We start from the raw sequence: 14,825 nt of genomic DNA on the forward strand, positions 1-14,825 counted from the left end.
GAACTCTATGCATAGCAAAATTCTGGGTACTGGCAGTTACCTGCCGAGCTCGGTGCGTACCAACGCCGATCTTGAACAGATGGTTGAGACCAGTGACGAATGGATCGTGGAACGTACCGGGATCCGTGAACGCCGCATCGCAGGGGCCGACGAGACCGTCGCCACCTTGTCTCATCAGGCTGCCTTGCGGGCACTGGACGCGGCGGGCCTGACGGCGGCCGATCTGGACATGATAGTACTGGCCACCACCAGTGCCGAAAATGCCTTCCCTGCCGCCGCCTGTGAACTGCAGGGGCTGCTCGGGGTGCCGGGGATCCCGGCCTTTGACGTGGCCGCCGCCTGCGCCGGTTTCACTTACGCCCTCGCCATCGCCGATCAGTTCGTCAAGTCCGGCGCGGCCCGCCATGTGCTGGTCGTGGGGGCCGATGTGCTCTCCCGTATGTGCGATCCGAAAGATCGCGGCACCATCATCCTGTTCGGGGATGGGGCAGGGGCCGTGATCGTGAGCGCCAGCGAGACGCCGGGGATCCTGTCGACCCACTTGCACGCCGACGGCCGTTATGGCGATCTGCTGAAGCTGCCGCAGCCCCGTCGCGGCATGCCGGGCGCTGAACTCGAAGCCTACATGTATATGAAGGGCAACGACGTGTTCAAGGTGGCGGTTACCCGTCTGAGCGAGATCGTGACCGAGACCCTGGCCGCTGCCGGCATCGATCCGAGCGAGCTCGACTGGCTGGTGCCACATCAGGCCAATTTCCGCATCATCAACGCCACCGCCAGAAAGCTTGGCATGGGGTTGGACAAGGTGATCCTGACCCTGGATCGCCATGGCAACACCTCCGCCGCCTCCGTACCCATCGCCTTCGATGAAGGGGTACGGGATGGCCGTATCAAACCGGGTCAGCTGGTGCTGCTGGAAGCCTTCGGCGGTGGTTTTGCCTGGGGTTCGGCGCTGGTGCGTCTCTGATACCACGCGGCGCCCGGATGTCGGGTGCCCGCATAGCGATTTCGTCTTACCTTAAAGGAATCAATGATGACCCGATTTGCCATTGCCTTCCCTGGACAAGGCTCCCAGAGCGTCGGCATGCTGGCCGAGCTGGCCGAGCAACACGTCGTGATTAAAGAGACCTTCGCCGAGGCGAGCCAGGTCCTGGGTTATGATCTGCTCAGCCTGGTGCTGGACGGTCCGGCCGAGGATCTGAACAAGACCTGGCGCACCCAACCCGCGCTGCTGACCGCCTCCGTCGCCCTGTGGCGCCTGTGGCAGCAGCAGGGTGGGGCCACTCCCGCCGTCATGGCCGGTCACAGCCTGGGCGAGTACTCCGCCCTGGTCTGCAGCGGTGCCCTGGACTTCGCCGATGCGGTCAAGCTGGTCGAACTGCGTGGCTTGGCCATGCAGGAAGCCGTGCCGGAAGGCACCGGCGCCATGGCCGCCATCATAGGTCTGGACAACGACTCCATCGCCGCCAACTGCGAGAAAGCGGCGCAGGGCCAGGTGGTCTCCCCGGTCAATTTCAACTCCCCGGGCCAGGTGGTGATCGCCGGTCACAAGGAAGCGGTCGAGCGTGCCAACCTGCTGATGAAAGAGTCCGGCGCCAAGCGTGCACTGCCGCTGCCGGTCTCGGTGCCGTCTCATTGCGCCCTGATGCAACCTGCCGCCGAAAAATTGGCAGCGGCGCTGGATGGGATCGAGATCAAGGTTCCAACCATCGCAGTCATCAATAATGTCGACGTATCCTGTGAACAGGATCCGGCCGCCATCAAGCAAGCCTTGGTGCGTCAGTTGTTCAGCCCGGTTCGCTGGACCGAAACGGTCGAGCGGATGGCGAACGACGGCGTGACCCTCGAGATCGAGATGGGACCGGGCAAGGTATTGACCGGGTTGGCCAAGCGCATCGACAAGCGCGTGGAAGGTATCCATGCCAACGATGCCGCCTCATTCGAGCAGGCGCTGGCCCAGATCAAGTAAACAGGAGCGAGTCATGAGTTTTACCGATAAGGTTGTGTTGGTCACCGGTGCCAGTCGTGGCATCGGCCGTGCGATTGCCGAAACTTTTGCGGCCCGTGGCGCGAAAGTGGTGGGGACAGCAACCAGCGAGAGCGGTGCCGAGGCTATCAGTGCCTACCTGGGTGAGCAAGGCTGTGGCATGGCGCTGAATGTGACCAGCCCAGAATCCATCGAAGCCGTCTTCGCCGCCATCAAGGCGCGCTTTGGCGACATCGACATCCTGATCAACAACGCGGGCATCACTCGCGATAACCTGTTGATGCGGATGAAAGATGATGAGTGGAACGAGATCATCGACACCAATCTCACCTCTCTGTATCGTCTGAGCAAGCCGGTATTGCGTGCCATGATGAAGAAGCGTCACGGCCGCATCATCAGCATAGGTTCCGTGGTCGGAACCATGGGCAATGCGGGTCAGGTCAACTATGCTGCCGCCAAGGCGGGCCTGGTTGGCTTCACCAAGTCGCTGGCCCGTGAAGTGGCATCCCGTGGTATCACGGTGAATGCGGTGGCGCCCGGTTTTATCGAGACCGATATGACCAAGGCCCTCAATGATGAACAGCGTGCCGGTATCATGAATCAGGTGCCTGCCGCCCGTTTGGGTGATCCGAAAGAAATTGCTGCCGCTGTGGTATTCTTGGCGTCTGATGACGCTGCTTATATCACCGGCGAAACCCTGCATGTTAATGGCGGGATGTACATGGTGTAATCAATTTGTCGTGAGATCTGTTCAAATTTGCGATAATACGCCGAAGTTTGGCGAATTTCGTGGTTTGACCAGCGGCAAGCTACTTGCAAACTCACGTCAATTGAATACACTACCCCAACCAGACGCAATAGCGTATTTTTAAAGGAAAATTCAGGTCATGAGCAACATCGAAGAACGCGTAAAGAAAATCATCATCGAACAACTGGGTGTTAAAGAGGAAGACGTTAAAAACGCTGCCTCCTTCGTCGACGACCTGGGCGCTGACTCTTTGGATACCGTTGAACTGGTAATGGCGCTGGAAGAAGAATTCGATACCGAAATTCCTGATGAAGAAGCCGAGAAGATCACCACTGTTCAAGCGGCTATCGATTACATCACCGCTAATCAGGAATAAGTTCCTGTTCTGAAAGAAGCGGCCCAAGGGCCGCTTCTTTTATGTTTACTCCCTTTCAAAATACCTCTCGGAGACTAGCTCAGTGTCAAAACGCAGAGTCGTGGTGACCGGCCTGGGGATGCTTTCCCCGGTGGGCAACACTGCCGAATCCAGCTGGCAAGCCCTGCTCAACGGGCAGAGCGGCATTTCCCTCATCGACCATTTTGATGCCAGCGAGTTCGCTACCCGTTTCGCCGGTCTGGTCAAGGATTTCGACCCCGAACAGTTCGGCATCAACCGCAAAGAAGCCCGCAAGATGGATCTCTTCATCCAGTACGGCGTGGCGGCGGGTGTGCAGGCGCTGGACGATTCCGGTCTGGTCATCAACGAAGAGAACGCGGAGCGGGTTGGCGTGGCCATCGGCTCCGGCATCGGCGGTCTGGGTCTCATCGAGCAGAACCACACCAGCCTGATGAACGGCGGCCCGCGCAAGCTGAGCCCCTTCTTCGTGCCCTCCACCATCATCAATATGGTGTCCGGTCATCTCTCCATCATGAAGGGGCTGCAAGGTCCGAACATCGCCGTGACCACAGCCTGCACCACCGGCACCCATGCCATCGGCATGGCCGGTCGCATGATCGCCTACGGTGATGCGGACGTGATGGTTGCCGGCGGTACCGAGAAGGCTTCCACCCCGATGGGGATGGGCGGTTTCGCGGCGGCCAAGGCGCTCTCCACCCGCAACGACGAGCCACAGAAGGCGAGCCGTCCCTGGGACAAGGATCGCGACGGTTTCGTGCTGGGTGATGGCGCCGGGGTGCTGGTGCTGGAAGAGTACGAACACGCCAAGGCGCGCGGTGCCAAGATCTATGCCGAACTGGTCGGTTTTGGCATGAGCGGCGATGCCTATCACATGACGGCGCCTCCCTCTGACGGTAACGGTGGCGCCCGCGCCATGCGCAACGCCATCAAGGATGCCGGCATCGCGCCTGAGGCGATTGGCTATATCAATGCCCACGGCACCTCCACCCCCCTGGGTGACGTAGCCGAGCTGCGCGGCATGAAGAAGGTGTTTGGCGAGCACGCCAGCGCCCTGATGATCAGCTCCACCAAGTCGATGACCGGCCACCTGCTGGGTGCTGCCGGCGCCATCGAGGCCATCATCACAGTGCTGGCGCTGCGCGATCAGCGGGTACCGCCCACCATCAATCTGGATAATCCGGATGAGGAGTGCGACCTGGATCTGGTGCCCCATGTGGCCAAGGCGGGTCAGTTCGATTATGCCTTGTCCAATTCCTTTGGTTTCGGCGGCACCAATGGCTCCCTGATCTTCAAACGCGTATAATTCTCGCTGGGCGGCTTGCTAAGCGAAGAGTCGGGCCCGATACCAAGTATCGGGCCTTTTTTATCGGAGGGATCCACTTGCTGATCAATGGAATACCAACAGAGACCTTATCCGCAACGGATCGTGGACTGGCATACGGTGACGGCCATTTCACCACCATGCAAGTGCTGGACGGGCGGGTGATCTGGTGGCCGCAGCACCTGGCGCGATTGCAACATGCCAATGCCAGACTCGGTTTTGCCGAGTTGCCCTGGGACCTGCTGACCGAGGAGGTGGCGCAACTTGCGGCAGGGCAGACGCAGGCTGTCGCCAAGATAGTGCTGACCCGTGGCAGCGGTGGTCGGGGCTATGACGGCGCCGGTTGCCAGTCGCCCACCCGCATAGTGTCTCTGGCCGAGTACCCGGCGCACTACCCGGAGTGGCGGCAACAGGGCATAGAGGTACTGGTCTGCCAACAGCGACTCGGCGATGCGCCCATGCTGGCGGGGCTCAAAACCCTGGGTCGGTTGGAGCAGGTGCTATTAAAAAGCGAACTTGCTGCGCGCGGCAGAGTCGAAGGTATAGTATTGAACAGCCGCGGATTTCTGGTAGAAGGAGTCAGCGCAAATCTGTTTTGGCGTCGCGGCAAGACGGTGTTCACGCCGGATCTCTCCCACGGGGGGATCGATGGCATCATGCGCCGTCGCGTGATGGCGATGCTTAAACAGATGGGCATTGAACTGCGTGTCGTGGAGGCTCCGTTGGAGTCACTGTGGCAGGCCGAAGAAGTATGGCTGACCAATACCCTGATGGGCATAGTGCCGGTGACCGGCATCGGGGATCATCAGTATCCCAGCCCGGTATTGATCCGCCGTTTACAGGAGCGTTTGGTCATTGAAGTTTAATCGGCTTTACACCCTGCTCGCGGGGGCGGCGCTGACAGTTGCCGTCGCCGGGGGCTATGTATATTACAAATGGCAGCAGGTGGAGACGCTCACCAACAAGGGGCCGACCCGCCTGTTCACCGTCGAGAAAGGGGCCCACGCGGCGCGCCTGATCGCCGAGCTGGGGGAGGGGGAAACCAGTCCCTGGGCGGTGCGACTCTGGCTGCGTGGTCATCCCGAGCTGGTCGCCATCAAGTCGGGCACCTACGAGATCAAGGAAGGGGCGCCGCTCAAGGATGCCCTCTCCCTGTTTGCCTCCGGCAAGGAGTTCCACTTCAGCCTCACCTTCGTCGAAGGCTCCCGTTTTGAGGACTGGCTGAAGCAGCTCTCCGGCGCACCTTATCTGGAGCGGTTGACCGTGGAGCAGACCGAGGAAGATCTGGCCCAGGAGCTTGGCATCGAGAACGGCAAGCTGGAGGGCTGGTTCCTGCCGGAGACCTACGCCTATACCACCCATGCCAGCGACATCTCGATCCTGCGCCGCGCCTATCAGGACATGAAGGCCTTCCTGCAGGAGAACTGGGACAAGCGTCAGGCCAACCTGCCTTACAAGACCCCGTACGAGGCGCTGATCATGGCCTCCATCATCGAGAAAGAGACAGGTCAGCCGGACGAGCGGGCGCAGATCGCCTCGGTGTTCGTCAATCGCCTGCGCCTTGGCATGAAGTTGCAGACCGATCCTACCGTCATCTACGGGGTCAAGGACAGGTACGATGGCAACATCCGTCGCAGCGATCTGACCGACGTGAACCCGTACAACACCTACGTGATCGACGGTCTGCCGCCCACCCCCATCGCCATGCCGGGCAAGGCCTCCATCGAGGCGGCGCTCAATCCCAAGTCGACCGATTATCTCTATTTCGTCGCCAAGGGGGGCGGGGCCCACCAATTTTCCAAGACCCTCGACGAGCACAATAGAGCGGTTCGTGAATACATATTGAAGAAACCCTAATGTCTAAATTTATCGTAATTGAAGGACTGGAGGGGGCAGGGAAGAGCTCCGCGGTACGCTATGTGACCGACTATTTGCGCAGCCATGGCATCGTTCGGATCGAGTGCACCCGCGAACCCGGTGGCACGCCACTGGCCGAGCGGATGCGGGCCATCGTCAAGGAGGTGCACGACGAGCGCCTCACCATCGAGGCCGAGTTGCTGCTGATGTATGCCTCCCGGGTGCAGCTGGTCGAGACCCGGATCAAACCGGCCCTGGCCGAAGGGATCTGGGTGGTGGGGGATCGCCACGATCTCTCCTCCCGCGCCTATCAGGGCGGTGGTCGTGGCATAGACGCCGCCTTGATCGACGCCATCAAGCAGGCGGTGCTCGGCAACTTCAAGCCGGATCTGACGCTCTATCTCGACATAGATCCCGCGCTCGGTCTGCAGCGGGCCCGCCATCGAGGCGAGCTGGATCGCATCGAGCTGGAGCAGCTCAGCTTCTTCGAGCGCACCCGCGCCCGCTATCTGGAACTCGCGGCCAAGGATGATTCCATCCTGGTGATCGATGCCGGGCAGACCCCGGAGCGGGTCAAGGCCGCCATCGAGGCCGCACTGGACCATTACCTGTCGAACGAGCGCCTATGTATCCCTGGCTGATCCCGGACTGGCAGGCCCTGAGTCAGAGTGCCCAGAGCGGTCGTCTGGGTCACGCCTGGTTGCTGCTCGGGGATCCTGGGCTTGGCAAGGAACAGCTGGCCGAGCGATTGGCCCGCCTGCACCTCTGTCAACAACCCGTGTCGGGGGAACCCTGCGGTCATTGTCACTCCTGCCAGTTGTTCGACAAGGGTCATCACCCGGATCTCGGCACTATCGCCGCCGATAGCAAGTCCATAGGCGTCGAAGCCATTCGCGAGATCTGCGGCCGCTTGCAGAGCACCGCCCAGCTAGGGCGCGGCAAGGTGGTGATCATTCCGGAGGCGGAGCGGATGACGGAGTCCGCCGCCAACGCCCTGCTCAAGACCCTGGAGGAGCCGGCCGGCGACAGCCTGCTGCTGCTGATCGCATCGAGGGTGTCCCGCCTGCTGCCCACCATACTGAGTCGCTGCCATAAACATGTCTGTCAGCTGCCGGCGGAGGGGGATACCCTGCGCTGGTTGGCCGAGCAGGGGCATCAGGCCACCCAGGCCCAGGTGCGGATCTGTCAGGGGGCGCCGCTGCGGGTGTTGCGCTACATCGAAGAGCAGCAGGATGTTGCCCGGCGGACGTTGCTGGAGAGTTTCGTCGCGCTGGCCCAGATGCCGACCCGCGCCACCAGCGTCTGTACCCAGCTGGCGGAGGAGAGTCAGGTCCGCCTGCACTGGCTGCAGCTATTCTTGTGTGACGCCCTCAAGACCCAGGCCGGTTGTGGCCATCACCAGCTGGCGATGCCGGATCTGGCCACCCTCAGCCAACAGCTGGCCGAGCGGCACTCCAGCGAGAAACTGCTGGAGGCGGAGCAGCAGCTCGTCGCCCTGAAAGCGGCCTGCCAGCCGGGCCAACTCTCCAATCCCACCATCCATCTGATGAACTGGCTCAGTCGCTGGTTATGACAAGCTTTAAGGTTGTGTATGTTACTCGTTGATTCCCATTGTCACCTCGATCGCCTCAGCTATGGCAGCAAGCAGACCGACATGGCCGATGTGCTGGCCAAAGCGGCCGTTCAGGGGGTGGGATACTTCTTGTGTGTGAGCGTCACTCAGCAACAGTTCCCGACCATGCTGGCGGCCATCACCCCTTATCCCCAGGTGTTTGCCTCCTGCGGCGTGCACCCGCTCAACCAGGATCCCGGTGTGGACGCGGATCTGCTGCTGACCCAGGCGGCAGACAGCCGAGTGGTGGCCATAGGTGAGACCGGGCTCGATTACTTCTATTCACCGGAAAACAAGGAGGTGCAGCAAGCCTCCTTCCGCGAGCATATCCGGGTGGCCCGCGCCCTGAATAAACCCCTCATCATCCATACCCGGGATGCCCAGCAAGATACCTTGCAGATCATGCGCGAAGAGGGGGCCGATCAAGTCGGCGGTGTGTTGCACTGTTTCACCGAGTCTTTGGAGATGGCACAAGCCGCGATGGAGATGGGCTTTTATATTTCCATCTCGGGTATCGCGACCTTCAAGACGGCCACGGCCCTGCAAGCCGTGGTCAAGGCACTGCCACTGTCACGGCTGCTGGTCGAGACCGATTCTCCTTATCTGGCCCCGGTGCCTCACCGGGGGAGGGAGAACGAACCGGCCTTCGTGCGAGACGTCGCCCAGTTTATCGCCGACCTGCGCCAGATCCCGCTCACTGAATTGGCCGAAGCCACCAGCCATAACTTCTTCGAATTATTCAAGCTGGCAAAAAAGTGATCCATGAGGCCCCATAAACCGGGGCCTCATTCTTTTAAATGTTCAGCATAATCAGCCGCACCATTCCCACCTCAATCAGTCGTTATCTCTCACATAGCATTTCCTGACCAAGCGCTAATAACCTGGAAAACCAGCTCCATTTCCCATGTTGCTTCGGAAGAGATGCGGAGGCAGATGGGGTTAAACCGAGATATCATAAGTATCGATAATATTCATTATCGATACTTGATGTACCTGAAAGATCCTGTAAGATCCTTCTAAACTCCGCATAGAATCATAGACTTAAGTGGCATATCCAACCGTCTCACCCCCTGTTCATCAGTCCTTGCAGGCCGTGTTCGATCCAGCGCTCAATAACCGGGCTCGGCGGTTCCTGCGCAGTGCCAAGGCGGACTCGACCCTCAACGCCTATCAGGCAGATACCCGCATCTTCGTGTTCTGGTGTCAGCTGCACGGGCTGGATCCACTGCAAACCAGCCATCACGACATCATGAACTTTCTGGCGGATCAGGCCGATGGCATCCTGGCCGACTGGGTATGGCTGGACAGGGAAGAGGGGAAGGGGGAGCTGCGAAACGGCGAGCCGCGCAAGCCGGCCACCCTGGTACGGCGACTCGCCGGGATCCGTTACGCCTTCAAGCAGAAGGGCATTCATCCCATGCCGACCGAGCATGCGGAAATCAAAGAGATGATGCGCGGCATAGTGCGCCTCGGTGATAACCGCAAACGCAAGACGGGAGCCTTGACCCTGCAACCCCTGACGCGGGTGCTCGATGAGATCGACACCTCCAATCTGGCCGGTTTGCGGGATCACACCCTGCTGCTGTTGATGTTCAGCGGCGCCTTGCGTCGCTCGGAAGCCGCCCGCATCGAGGTGAGCGATCTCGACTTCGTGGGGCAGGGGATAAGGCTTCGCCTCAAGCCGAGCAAGCATCAGCTCCATGAAACCGAGATCGCGCTCATTCCTGGCAAGCAACATTGTCCGGTGTCGGCCCTGAGCCGCTGGTTGAAAGCGAGCCGGCTAAGCCAGGGCCCGTTGTTTCGGCGGATGACCCGCTGGGGACAGCTCACCGCGGATCCCCTGGGCCCGCAGGGCATCAACCTGATGATAAAGCGGCGCACCGGCCAGGCCATCGACGATCTCTATGTCAGTGGCCATAGCCTGCGACGGGGATTCATCACCTCGGCCGTGACCGCCGGCAAGCCGATGAACAAGATCATCGAGGTGACAAGGCACAAGGACATGCGTACCCTGCAGGAGTATTTCGACGATGCGCACAAGTTCTCCGATCATGCCCTGGAAGGCTTGCTTTGATAAAACCGCGTCACCACATTATTTATGTTAAATACTATCTCGTTGATCCTGTTACCTATAATCCAATCCCTTCTGAAGGGAGCAGGGCGGATGGGAGACATGCCATAGGGCGGCTCTCCACCAAGAATGAGAGATAACGAGTCACAAAAGTGAAAGATGCAAGGTCATATGAACCAGGAAATAACAGCGAATGAAGCGCAAGACAATGCCGAGCGGCAGCGTCAGCATGTGAAGCGCAAGCAGGAAACCCATAGTCGGCTGCAGTGCTGGATCAGCAATCGCCACGCGCAGCGGTTGCAGGAACTCGGTCACCATCTGGAAGACAGTCAGGCGTCGCTTATTGAGCAGGCTATTGATCTGCTCTACCAACATGAGCTGGTGCCACAGATCCGCTCCGAGCAGGCGTTGGCGGAGACTATCGAATAATATGCCGAACGCTCGAACATAAAAAAAGCCAGGTACGAATTCCTTGTACCTGGCATAGGGGAATTGGCTCCTTGCAGAGCCGTGCGCTAATTGATATGCGGATTGCCTTAAGCTTAGACAAGGCTAGAGGCATTTCAAGATCTGACTAAAAGTTCAAACAGAGTGTGGGTTTTCCAGACTCGATCAGGTTTTACACTCGCGGCAACGCCCTGGTTCAGAAGGCAGTCTTGCTCCGGCTGCCAGCCTGTTTAGGCCTCAGATGTTGAACAGATTGTTGTCACGCACCAGCTCGCGGGGCAGGGCATTCTTGATGCGACTCCCGACCCATTTCCCCATCCCCAGCGGATGTCCCTGATAGCGGACGATCACCTCGCCAGTACCAGCCTCCAGCTCGGGCCAGACATCCCGCCCCATCATGAATTCACGGGCATTGGCGACATCCAGCTCGACGAATCCCCGGGTGGCCAGACTGCCATAGGCCAGCGCCCATTCGTGGGTCACTCGATAGCCCTTCTTGAAGGTCTCCGCCAACTTGATGCCGATGCGGTCGAAGCGCAGCTTGCCCCGCACCTGTTCAAACGCCTGGGGGAAGAGCCAGATCTCGTCGTTGCGACCGGACAGCTGACCGCGCGGAACTATTCCGAAGCTCGCCTCAATCTCGCGCAACATGGGCTCGGCCTCTTTCACCGGCAACAGGGAGAAGGGGAACTTGCCGAGCCTGCCCGGCTTGAACATGGTGTTCGGCACAGAGTGATGCTTGCGCAGCCTGGCGACGAAGAAGCCCTCGCTGTCGAAGATCTGGGGCCAGACATGCAGGTAGCCTTCTGCGGTGCAGGCTTGCTCGGCACCCGGGAACAGACCGGCAAGGGAGTCGAAGCTCAGGGCATCGCCGAACTGGTCCAGCAGGGACTGGCAGATGGCCTGGTTCTCCTGCTCGCTCAGGGTACAGGTGGAATAGACCAGTACACCGCCCGGTTTGAGCGCATGGAAGGCACTCTCCAACAGGCCCTGCTGCACCGCGGCGATCTCATCGATGCTCTCTATGCTCCAGTTGCGCAGGGCATCTTCGTCCTTGCGCACAGTGCCTTCTCCCGAGCAGGGGGCATCGAGCAGGATGGCATCGAAGGTCTCCGGCAACCACTGGCCAAACACCTTGGCATCGAAATGGGTCATGCCCACGTTGGTCACGCCACAGCGCTGGATGTTGGCACTGAGTACCTTGAGCCGGCTGCTGGAATATTCGTTGGCGATCAGCATCCCCTGGTTATCCATCAGGGCGGCGATCTGGGTAGTCTTGGAGCCCGGCGCCGCCGCCGCATCCAGCAACATGCCATCCCGCTTGATCTTGTCGCTCGCAAACAGTGCCGTCACCGGCAGCATGGAGCTCGCCTCCTGGATGTAGAACAGGCCGCTCAGGTGCTCGGCGGTGTTGCCGAGGGGCACTGTCTCATCGGCGCGAACCAGCCAGAAGCCGGTCTCACACCAGGGTACGGGATCCAGCTGCCAACCCAGCCCCTGCATCCGCGTGACAAAGGCCGGCACTGTGATCTTGAGGGTGTTGACCCGGATGCTGCGCCGCAGCGGTCGCCGACAACTCGCCACAAACTCCTCCATGGAGAGGTGCGCCGGCATGATGGCCGCGATATGGCGTAGGAAGTGATCGGGAAGATAGGTGTTATCGTGCACGGCGCAGTCTCGCTGACCCAAAATGAGGGGCCATATCCTATCACAGGATAAGGGTTTTCTTTAGCGAGCTTGCTGGATGGCGTGGGAGAGCAGAATGAACAAACCCGGCAGAATGCCGGGTTTGGAGATAACAGCAGAGGAGGATCAGGGCTGGATGCGGGGGCTCCACTCCAGCCACTCTTTCTCCGCCTTGCCATACAGCGGATAGCGGTGGCCAGCCTTGACGGTCGGCCCCATCTCCCGCTCCGGGGTGTTGAAGGCGATGCCGCCGGCCAGCAGGCTCTGCACGGTTTCCACCTCTATGGTGCCACCGGTCAGACCGATGTCGGCCTTGACGCCGGACACGTTCCAGAAGCGGCTGTTGGCGCGCACCAGATGGGCATACTCCCGATCGATGCTCACGTCGATCAGCACCTCACTGCCGTCCCGGGCCAGTGCCACCCCGGTGACACTGCCGACCATCATTTTGCGGAACAGCAAGGGGCTGCCGACGCTGATGCCGCTGACCGACGGGCTCCTGAGGGTCAGTGCCAGCCCGACGGGGCCGCTCTGACTCAGGGGGAAGCGATCCTTGCCCGCGCCCTGGCCCGGGCTCGCCTCGACGAAGGATCCCTTGATCAGGGTATCGAGATGGGCGACGCCGCCCAGCCCCAGCTTGGCCTGCACCAGGGTGAACCTGGCCCCGGACTGCAGGAAGCGCGCGGCATACTGCTCATCCAGCTCGGCCTTGAAGCTCACCTGACCGAGGGAGGGGTCCAGTTCGATCTGCTCCACCTTGCCGATGTCGACCCCCCGATAGCGAATGGGGCTGCCCACCCCGAGCCCGGGATTGCGCTCGGCGGTCAGCGTCAGCGTCCGCACCCGGGTTCTGGCCTGCTCCTTGCTGTCGAACAGCTGGTGACTGCTGCGGCCGGTGCCGAGCCGATCAAATTCGATGCCGCCGCGCAGCAAGGTGGCGAGGTTCCCCATCTTGACCTGTACCCCGTCCAGCCGGATCTTGCCGTCGATGGCCGCTTTCTTCCAGAACTGGGGCTGTTGCTTGAGCAGGGGCGCATAGACGGCATCGATCTCCAGGGTGATCTCCACACCGCGGTCATCCGCCTTCAATCCCTTGACCTTGCCGGCTTCCAGTCCCAGATAGAGGACCGGCGAGCCGATGCTGACGCCATCCGCCTGCTCGGCGCGCAGCAACCAGCGTTGTGGCCTGGCGTTGCGGGTGCCAAGCAAGGCCAGTTCCTGACTGGGGTAGAGCTTGTCGATGCGCTCGCCCGCGGGGGCTTGGACCAGCTTGATCCCGCCCGCCAGCCAGGCGCTCGCCGGGCTGGTGTCCACCTTGATGCCGCTCAGATTGGCCTCGATCTGCAGGGGGGCGGCGCGATAGAAACGCGCCCCCTTCAACAGGTGACTATGGTTCTCGTTCACCAGCAGGCTGACGCTGGCATTGCCCTTGGCATCCAGGGTCAAGGGACCCACCTGGCCGATCTGCAGGCCTTTGAACCATAGCGGCGCGCCTTCGCTCAAGCCGGCGAGATCGTCAGCCTGCAGGGTCAGCTTGATGCCGCCGCGCTGGGCCTGACTCTCCAGGGTCATGGTGCTGACCCTGTCACCCGCCACGTAGTCGAGCCGGATGGCCGGCCCCGCCAGCAGGCGATCCGCGTGCTTGAGCCCGCTCGGGGAGAGCGACACCGTCTCCCAGACGAGGCGGCTCTTGCCGGTCACTCTAAATGCCTGCTCCGGGTTGACCAGGGCGGTGACAATTCGGCCCTGCTCGGTCAGACGGATGGGGTCAACCCTGCCAATCTCGATCCCCTCATAGAGGATGGGCATGCCCTCCTTGATCGGCAGATCACCCGCCTGGATGCTGATGCGCTCACCCCGCGCCGCCTCGGCCAGTCCCTTGTAGAGGGTGAAGTTCAGCCCCTTCTGGGCGACCGGCGACTCTTTGGGGGAGTCGAACGCTATGCCGCCACTCAGGATGGAGGCGAGGCTGCCGGCCTCCACATTGACGCCGGTCAGGCTGAAGGAGCCCTTGATGCCGCTGATGTTCCAGAAACGGGTATCCATCTTGACCAGGTGTTCGAAGCGCGGCTCGATCACCAGATCCAGGATCACATTCTGGTTGTCCTCGCTGAGGCGGGTGTTGATGACGCTGCCGACCTCTAGCCCACGGAAGTAGATCTTGGCGCCGATGCCGACCGATCCCAGCGAATCGGCGGTCAGGTGCAGGGTCCGCCCCTGGGCCTGATAACCGGGGGGAGGGCCGTCCTGGGCATCGAACTCATCCTCCTGCGGGTTGTTGTCCCGGCCGGGCTGCAGGTTGATGTAGTTGCCGGAGACTAGGGTATCGAGGCCGGAGATCTCGGTCAGCGAGGCCTTGGGGCTCACCAGCCAGAACGCGGAGCCCTTGCGGATCAGCGGGCGGGCACGGCTGTCTATCTTGGCCAGCACCGCTATCTTGCGACCATCCTGAGCCAGTACCAGCTCCTGCACCACCCCGATGGCGACCCCCTGATAGCGTATCTGGGTCTTGCCCGGCAGAATGCCGTTGCCCTGGGCAAAGTTGATGCGAATGATCTGACCACTGCTCGTCCACTGCTGGTAGATGAAACCGCCCGCCAACAACAACGCTATGACGGGCAATAACCAGACTGGGGATAACCAGCGATGTTTCTCGATGACGGGTTCAGCCCCGATCATAACGACTCCTTATTGGCTGT

14 protein-coding genes are annotated in these 14,825 nt (G+C 60.8%); 12 read left to right on the forward strand and 2 right to left on the reverse strand.

Translation table 11 applies throughout. The features are described from left to right. The first annotated feature begins 7 nt into the window (after nucleotides 1-7). From EL255_RS10490 to EL255_RS10545, 12 genes are all read left to right on the forward strand, one after another. Complete coding sequence (locus EL255_RS10490) at nucleotides 8-967, forward strand: beta-ketoacyl-ACP synthase III (protein WP_042654767.1); 960 nt, start codon at nucleotides 8-10, stop codon at nucleotides 965-967. Nucleotides 968-1,033: 66 nt separating this feature from the next. After that, a complete protein-coding gene (gene fabD / locus EL255_RS10495) occupies nucleotides 1,034-1,969 on the forward strand; it encodes an ACP S-malonyltransferase (protein WP_042654766.1) in 936 nt (311 codons plus the stop codon). Nucleotides 1,970-1,982: 13 nt separating this feature from the next. Beyond that, nucleotides 1,983-2,717, forward strand: coding sequence for a 3-oxoacyl-ACP reductase FabG (fabG, locus tag EL255_RS10500; protein WP_042654765.1), 735 nt, complete (start codon nucleotides 1,983-1,985; stop codon nucleotides 2,715-2,717). Nucleotides 2,718-2,874: 157 nt separating this feature from the next. Beyond that, nucleotides 2,875-3,111, forward strand: coding sequence for an acyl carrier protein (gene acpP / locus EL255_RS10505; RefSeq protein WP_005300909.1), 237 nt, complete (start codon nucleotides 2,875-2,877; stop codon nucleotides 3,109-3,111). Nucleotides 3,112-3,193: 82 nt separating this feature from the next. Continuing rightward, on the forward strand, nucleotides 3,194-4,435 hold the full coding sequence (gene fabF, locus EL255_RS10510) for a beta-ketoacyl-ACP synthase II (protein WP_042654764.1): 1,242 nt from the start codon (nucleotides 3,194-3,196) through the stop codon (nucleotides 4,433-4,435). Between the two features lie 77 nt (nucleotides 4,436-4,512). Beyond that, entirely contained in the window at nucleotides 4,513-5,319 is an 807-nt protein-coding gene (gene pabC, locus EL255_RS10515; protein ID WP_042654763.1) for an aminodeoxychorismate lyase, read from the forward strand. Continuing rightward, on the forward strand, nucleotides 5,309-6,310 hold the full coding sequence (gene mltG / locus EL255_RS10520; RefSeq protein ID WP_042654762.1) for an endolytic transglycosylase MltG: 1,002 nt from the start codon (nucleotides 5,309-5,311) through the stop codon (nucleotides 6,308-6,310). The genes pabC and mltG overlap by 11 nt, the downstream gene beginning before the upstream one ends. Next, nucleotides 6,310-6,951, forward strand: a complete 642-nt coding sequence (tmk, locus tag EL255_RS10525) for a dTMP kinase (protein ID WP_042654761.1) — start codon at nucleotides 6,310-6,312, stop codon at nucleotides 6,949-6,951. Before mltG ends, tmk begins: the two co-directional genes overlap by 1 nt. Then, nucleotides 6,936-7,883 (forward strand): DNA polymerase III subunit delta', encoded by a 948-nt coding sequence (holB, locus tag EL255_RS10530; protein WP_042654760.1) that lies wholly within the window; start codon nucleotides 6,936-6,938, stop codon nucleotides 7,881-7,883. Before tmk ends, holB begins: the two co-directional genes overlap by 16 nt. A gap of 18 nt (nucleotides 7,884-7,901) precedes the next feature. Continuing rightward, on the forward strand, nucleotides 7,902-8,681 hold the full coding sequence (locus tag EL255_RS10535; RefSeq protein WP_042654759.1) for a TatD family hydrolase: 780 nt from the start codon (nucleotides 7,902-7,904) through the stop codon (nucleotides 8,679-8,681). A 286-nt stretch (nucleotides 8,682-8,967) separates the two neighbouring features. After that, nucleotides 8,968-9,996, forward strand: coding sequence for a site-specific integrase (locus EL255_RS10540; protein WP_126623323.1), 1,029 nt, complete (start codon nucleotides 8,968-8,970; stop codon nucleotides 9,994-9,996). A gap of 168 nt (nucleotides 9,997-10,164) precedes the next feature. Beyond that, on the forward strand, nucleotides 10,165-10,422 hold the full coding sequence (locus EL255_RS10545) for a RepB family protein (RefSeq protein WP_042654858.1): 258 nt from the start codon (nucleotides 10,165-10,167) through the stop codon (nucleotides 10,420-10,422). 255 nt (nucleotides 10,423-10,677) lie between these two features. Here the strand turns inward: EL255_RS10545 and rsmF are convergent, their stop codons facing one another. Beyond that, entirely contained in the window at nucleotides 10,678-12,108 is a 1,431-nt protein-coding gene (gene rsmF / locus EL255_RS10550) for a 16S rRNA (cytosine(1407)-C(5))-methyltransferase RsmF (RefSeq protein ID WP_042654757.1), read from the reverse strand. 144 nt (nucleotides 12,109-12,252) lie between these two features. Then, the gene (locus EL255_RS10555; RefSeq protein WP_042654756.1) at nucleotides 12,253-14,805 is read right to left on the reverse strand and encodes an MlaD family protein; all 2,553 of its coding nucleotides are present in this window, start codon (nucleotides 14,803-14,805) and stop codon (nucleotides 12,253-12,255) included. Nucleotides 14,806-14,825 lie beyond the last annotated feature (20 nt).

The organism is Aeromonas encheleia (genome assembly GCF_900637545.1).
Classification (GTDB): Bacteria; Pseudomonadota; Gammaproteobacteria; order Enterobacterales; family Aeromonadaceae; genus Aeromonas; species Aeromonas encheleia.

Excerpts from the sequence above, each read along its gene's own strand:
- EL255_RS10535 (WP_042654759.1), top strand. The coding sequence starts at position 7,902 with ATGTTACTCGTTGATTCCCATTGTCACCTCGATCGCCTCAGCTATGGC.
- EL255_RS10545 (WP_042654858.1), top strand. The coding sequence starts at position 10,165 with ATGAACCAGGAAATAACAGCGAATGAAGCGCAAGACAATGCCGAGCGG.
- fabG (WP_042654765.1), top strand. The coding sequence starts at position 1,983 with ATGAGTTTTACCGATAAGGTTGTGTTGGTCACCGGTGCCAGTCGTGGC.
- holB (WP_042654760.1), top strand. The coding sequence starts at position 6,936 with ATGTATCCCTGGCTGATCCCGGACTGGCAGGCCCTGAGTCAGAGTGCC.
- tmk (WP_042654761.1), top strand. The coding sequence starts at position 6,310 with ATGTCTAAATTTATCGTAATTGAAGGACTGGAGGGGGCAGGGAAGAGC.
- acpP (WP_005300909.1), top strand. The coding sequence starts at position 2,875 with ATGAGCAACATCGAAGAACGCGTAAAGAAAATCATCATCGAACAACTG.
- fabD (WP_042654766.1), top strand. The coding sequence starts at position 1,034 with ATGACCCGATTTGCCATTGCCTTCCCTGGACAAGGCTCCCAGAGCGTC.
- EL255_RS10490 (WP_042654767.1), top strand. The coding sequence starts at position 8 with ATGCATAGCAAAATTCTGGGTACTGGCAGTTACCTGCCGAGCTCGGTG.
- EL255_RS10555 (WP_042654756.1), bottom strand. The coding sequence starts at position 14,805 with ATGATCGGGGCTGAACCCGTCATCGAGAAACATCGCTGGTTATCCCCA.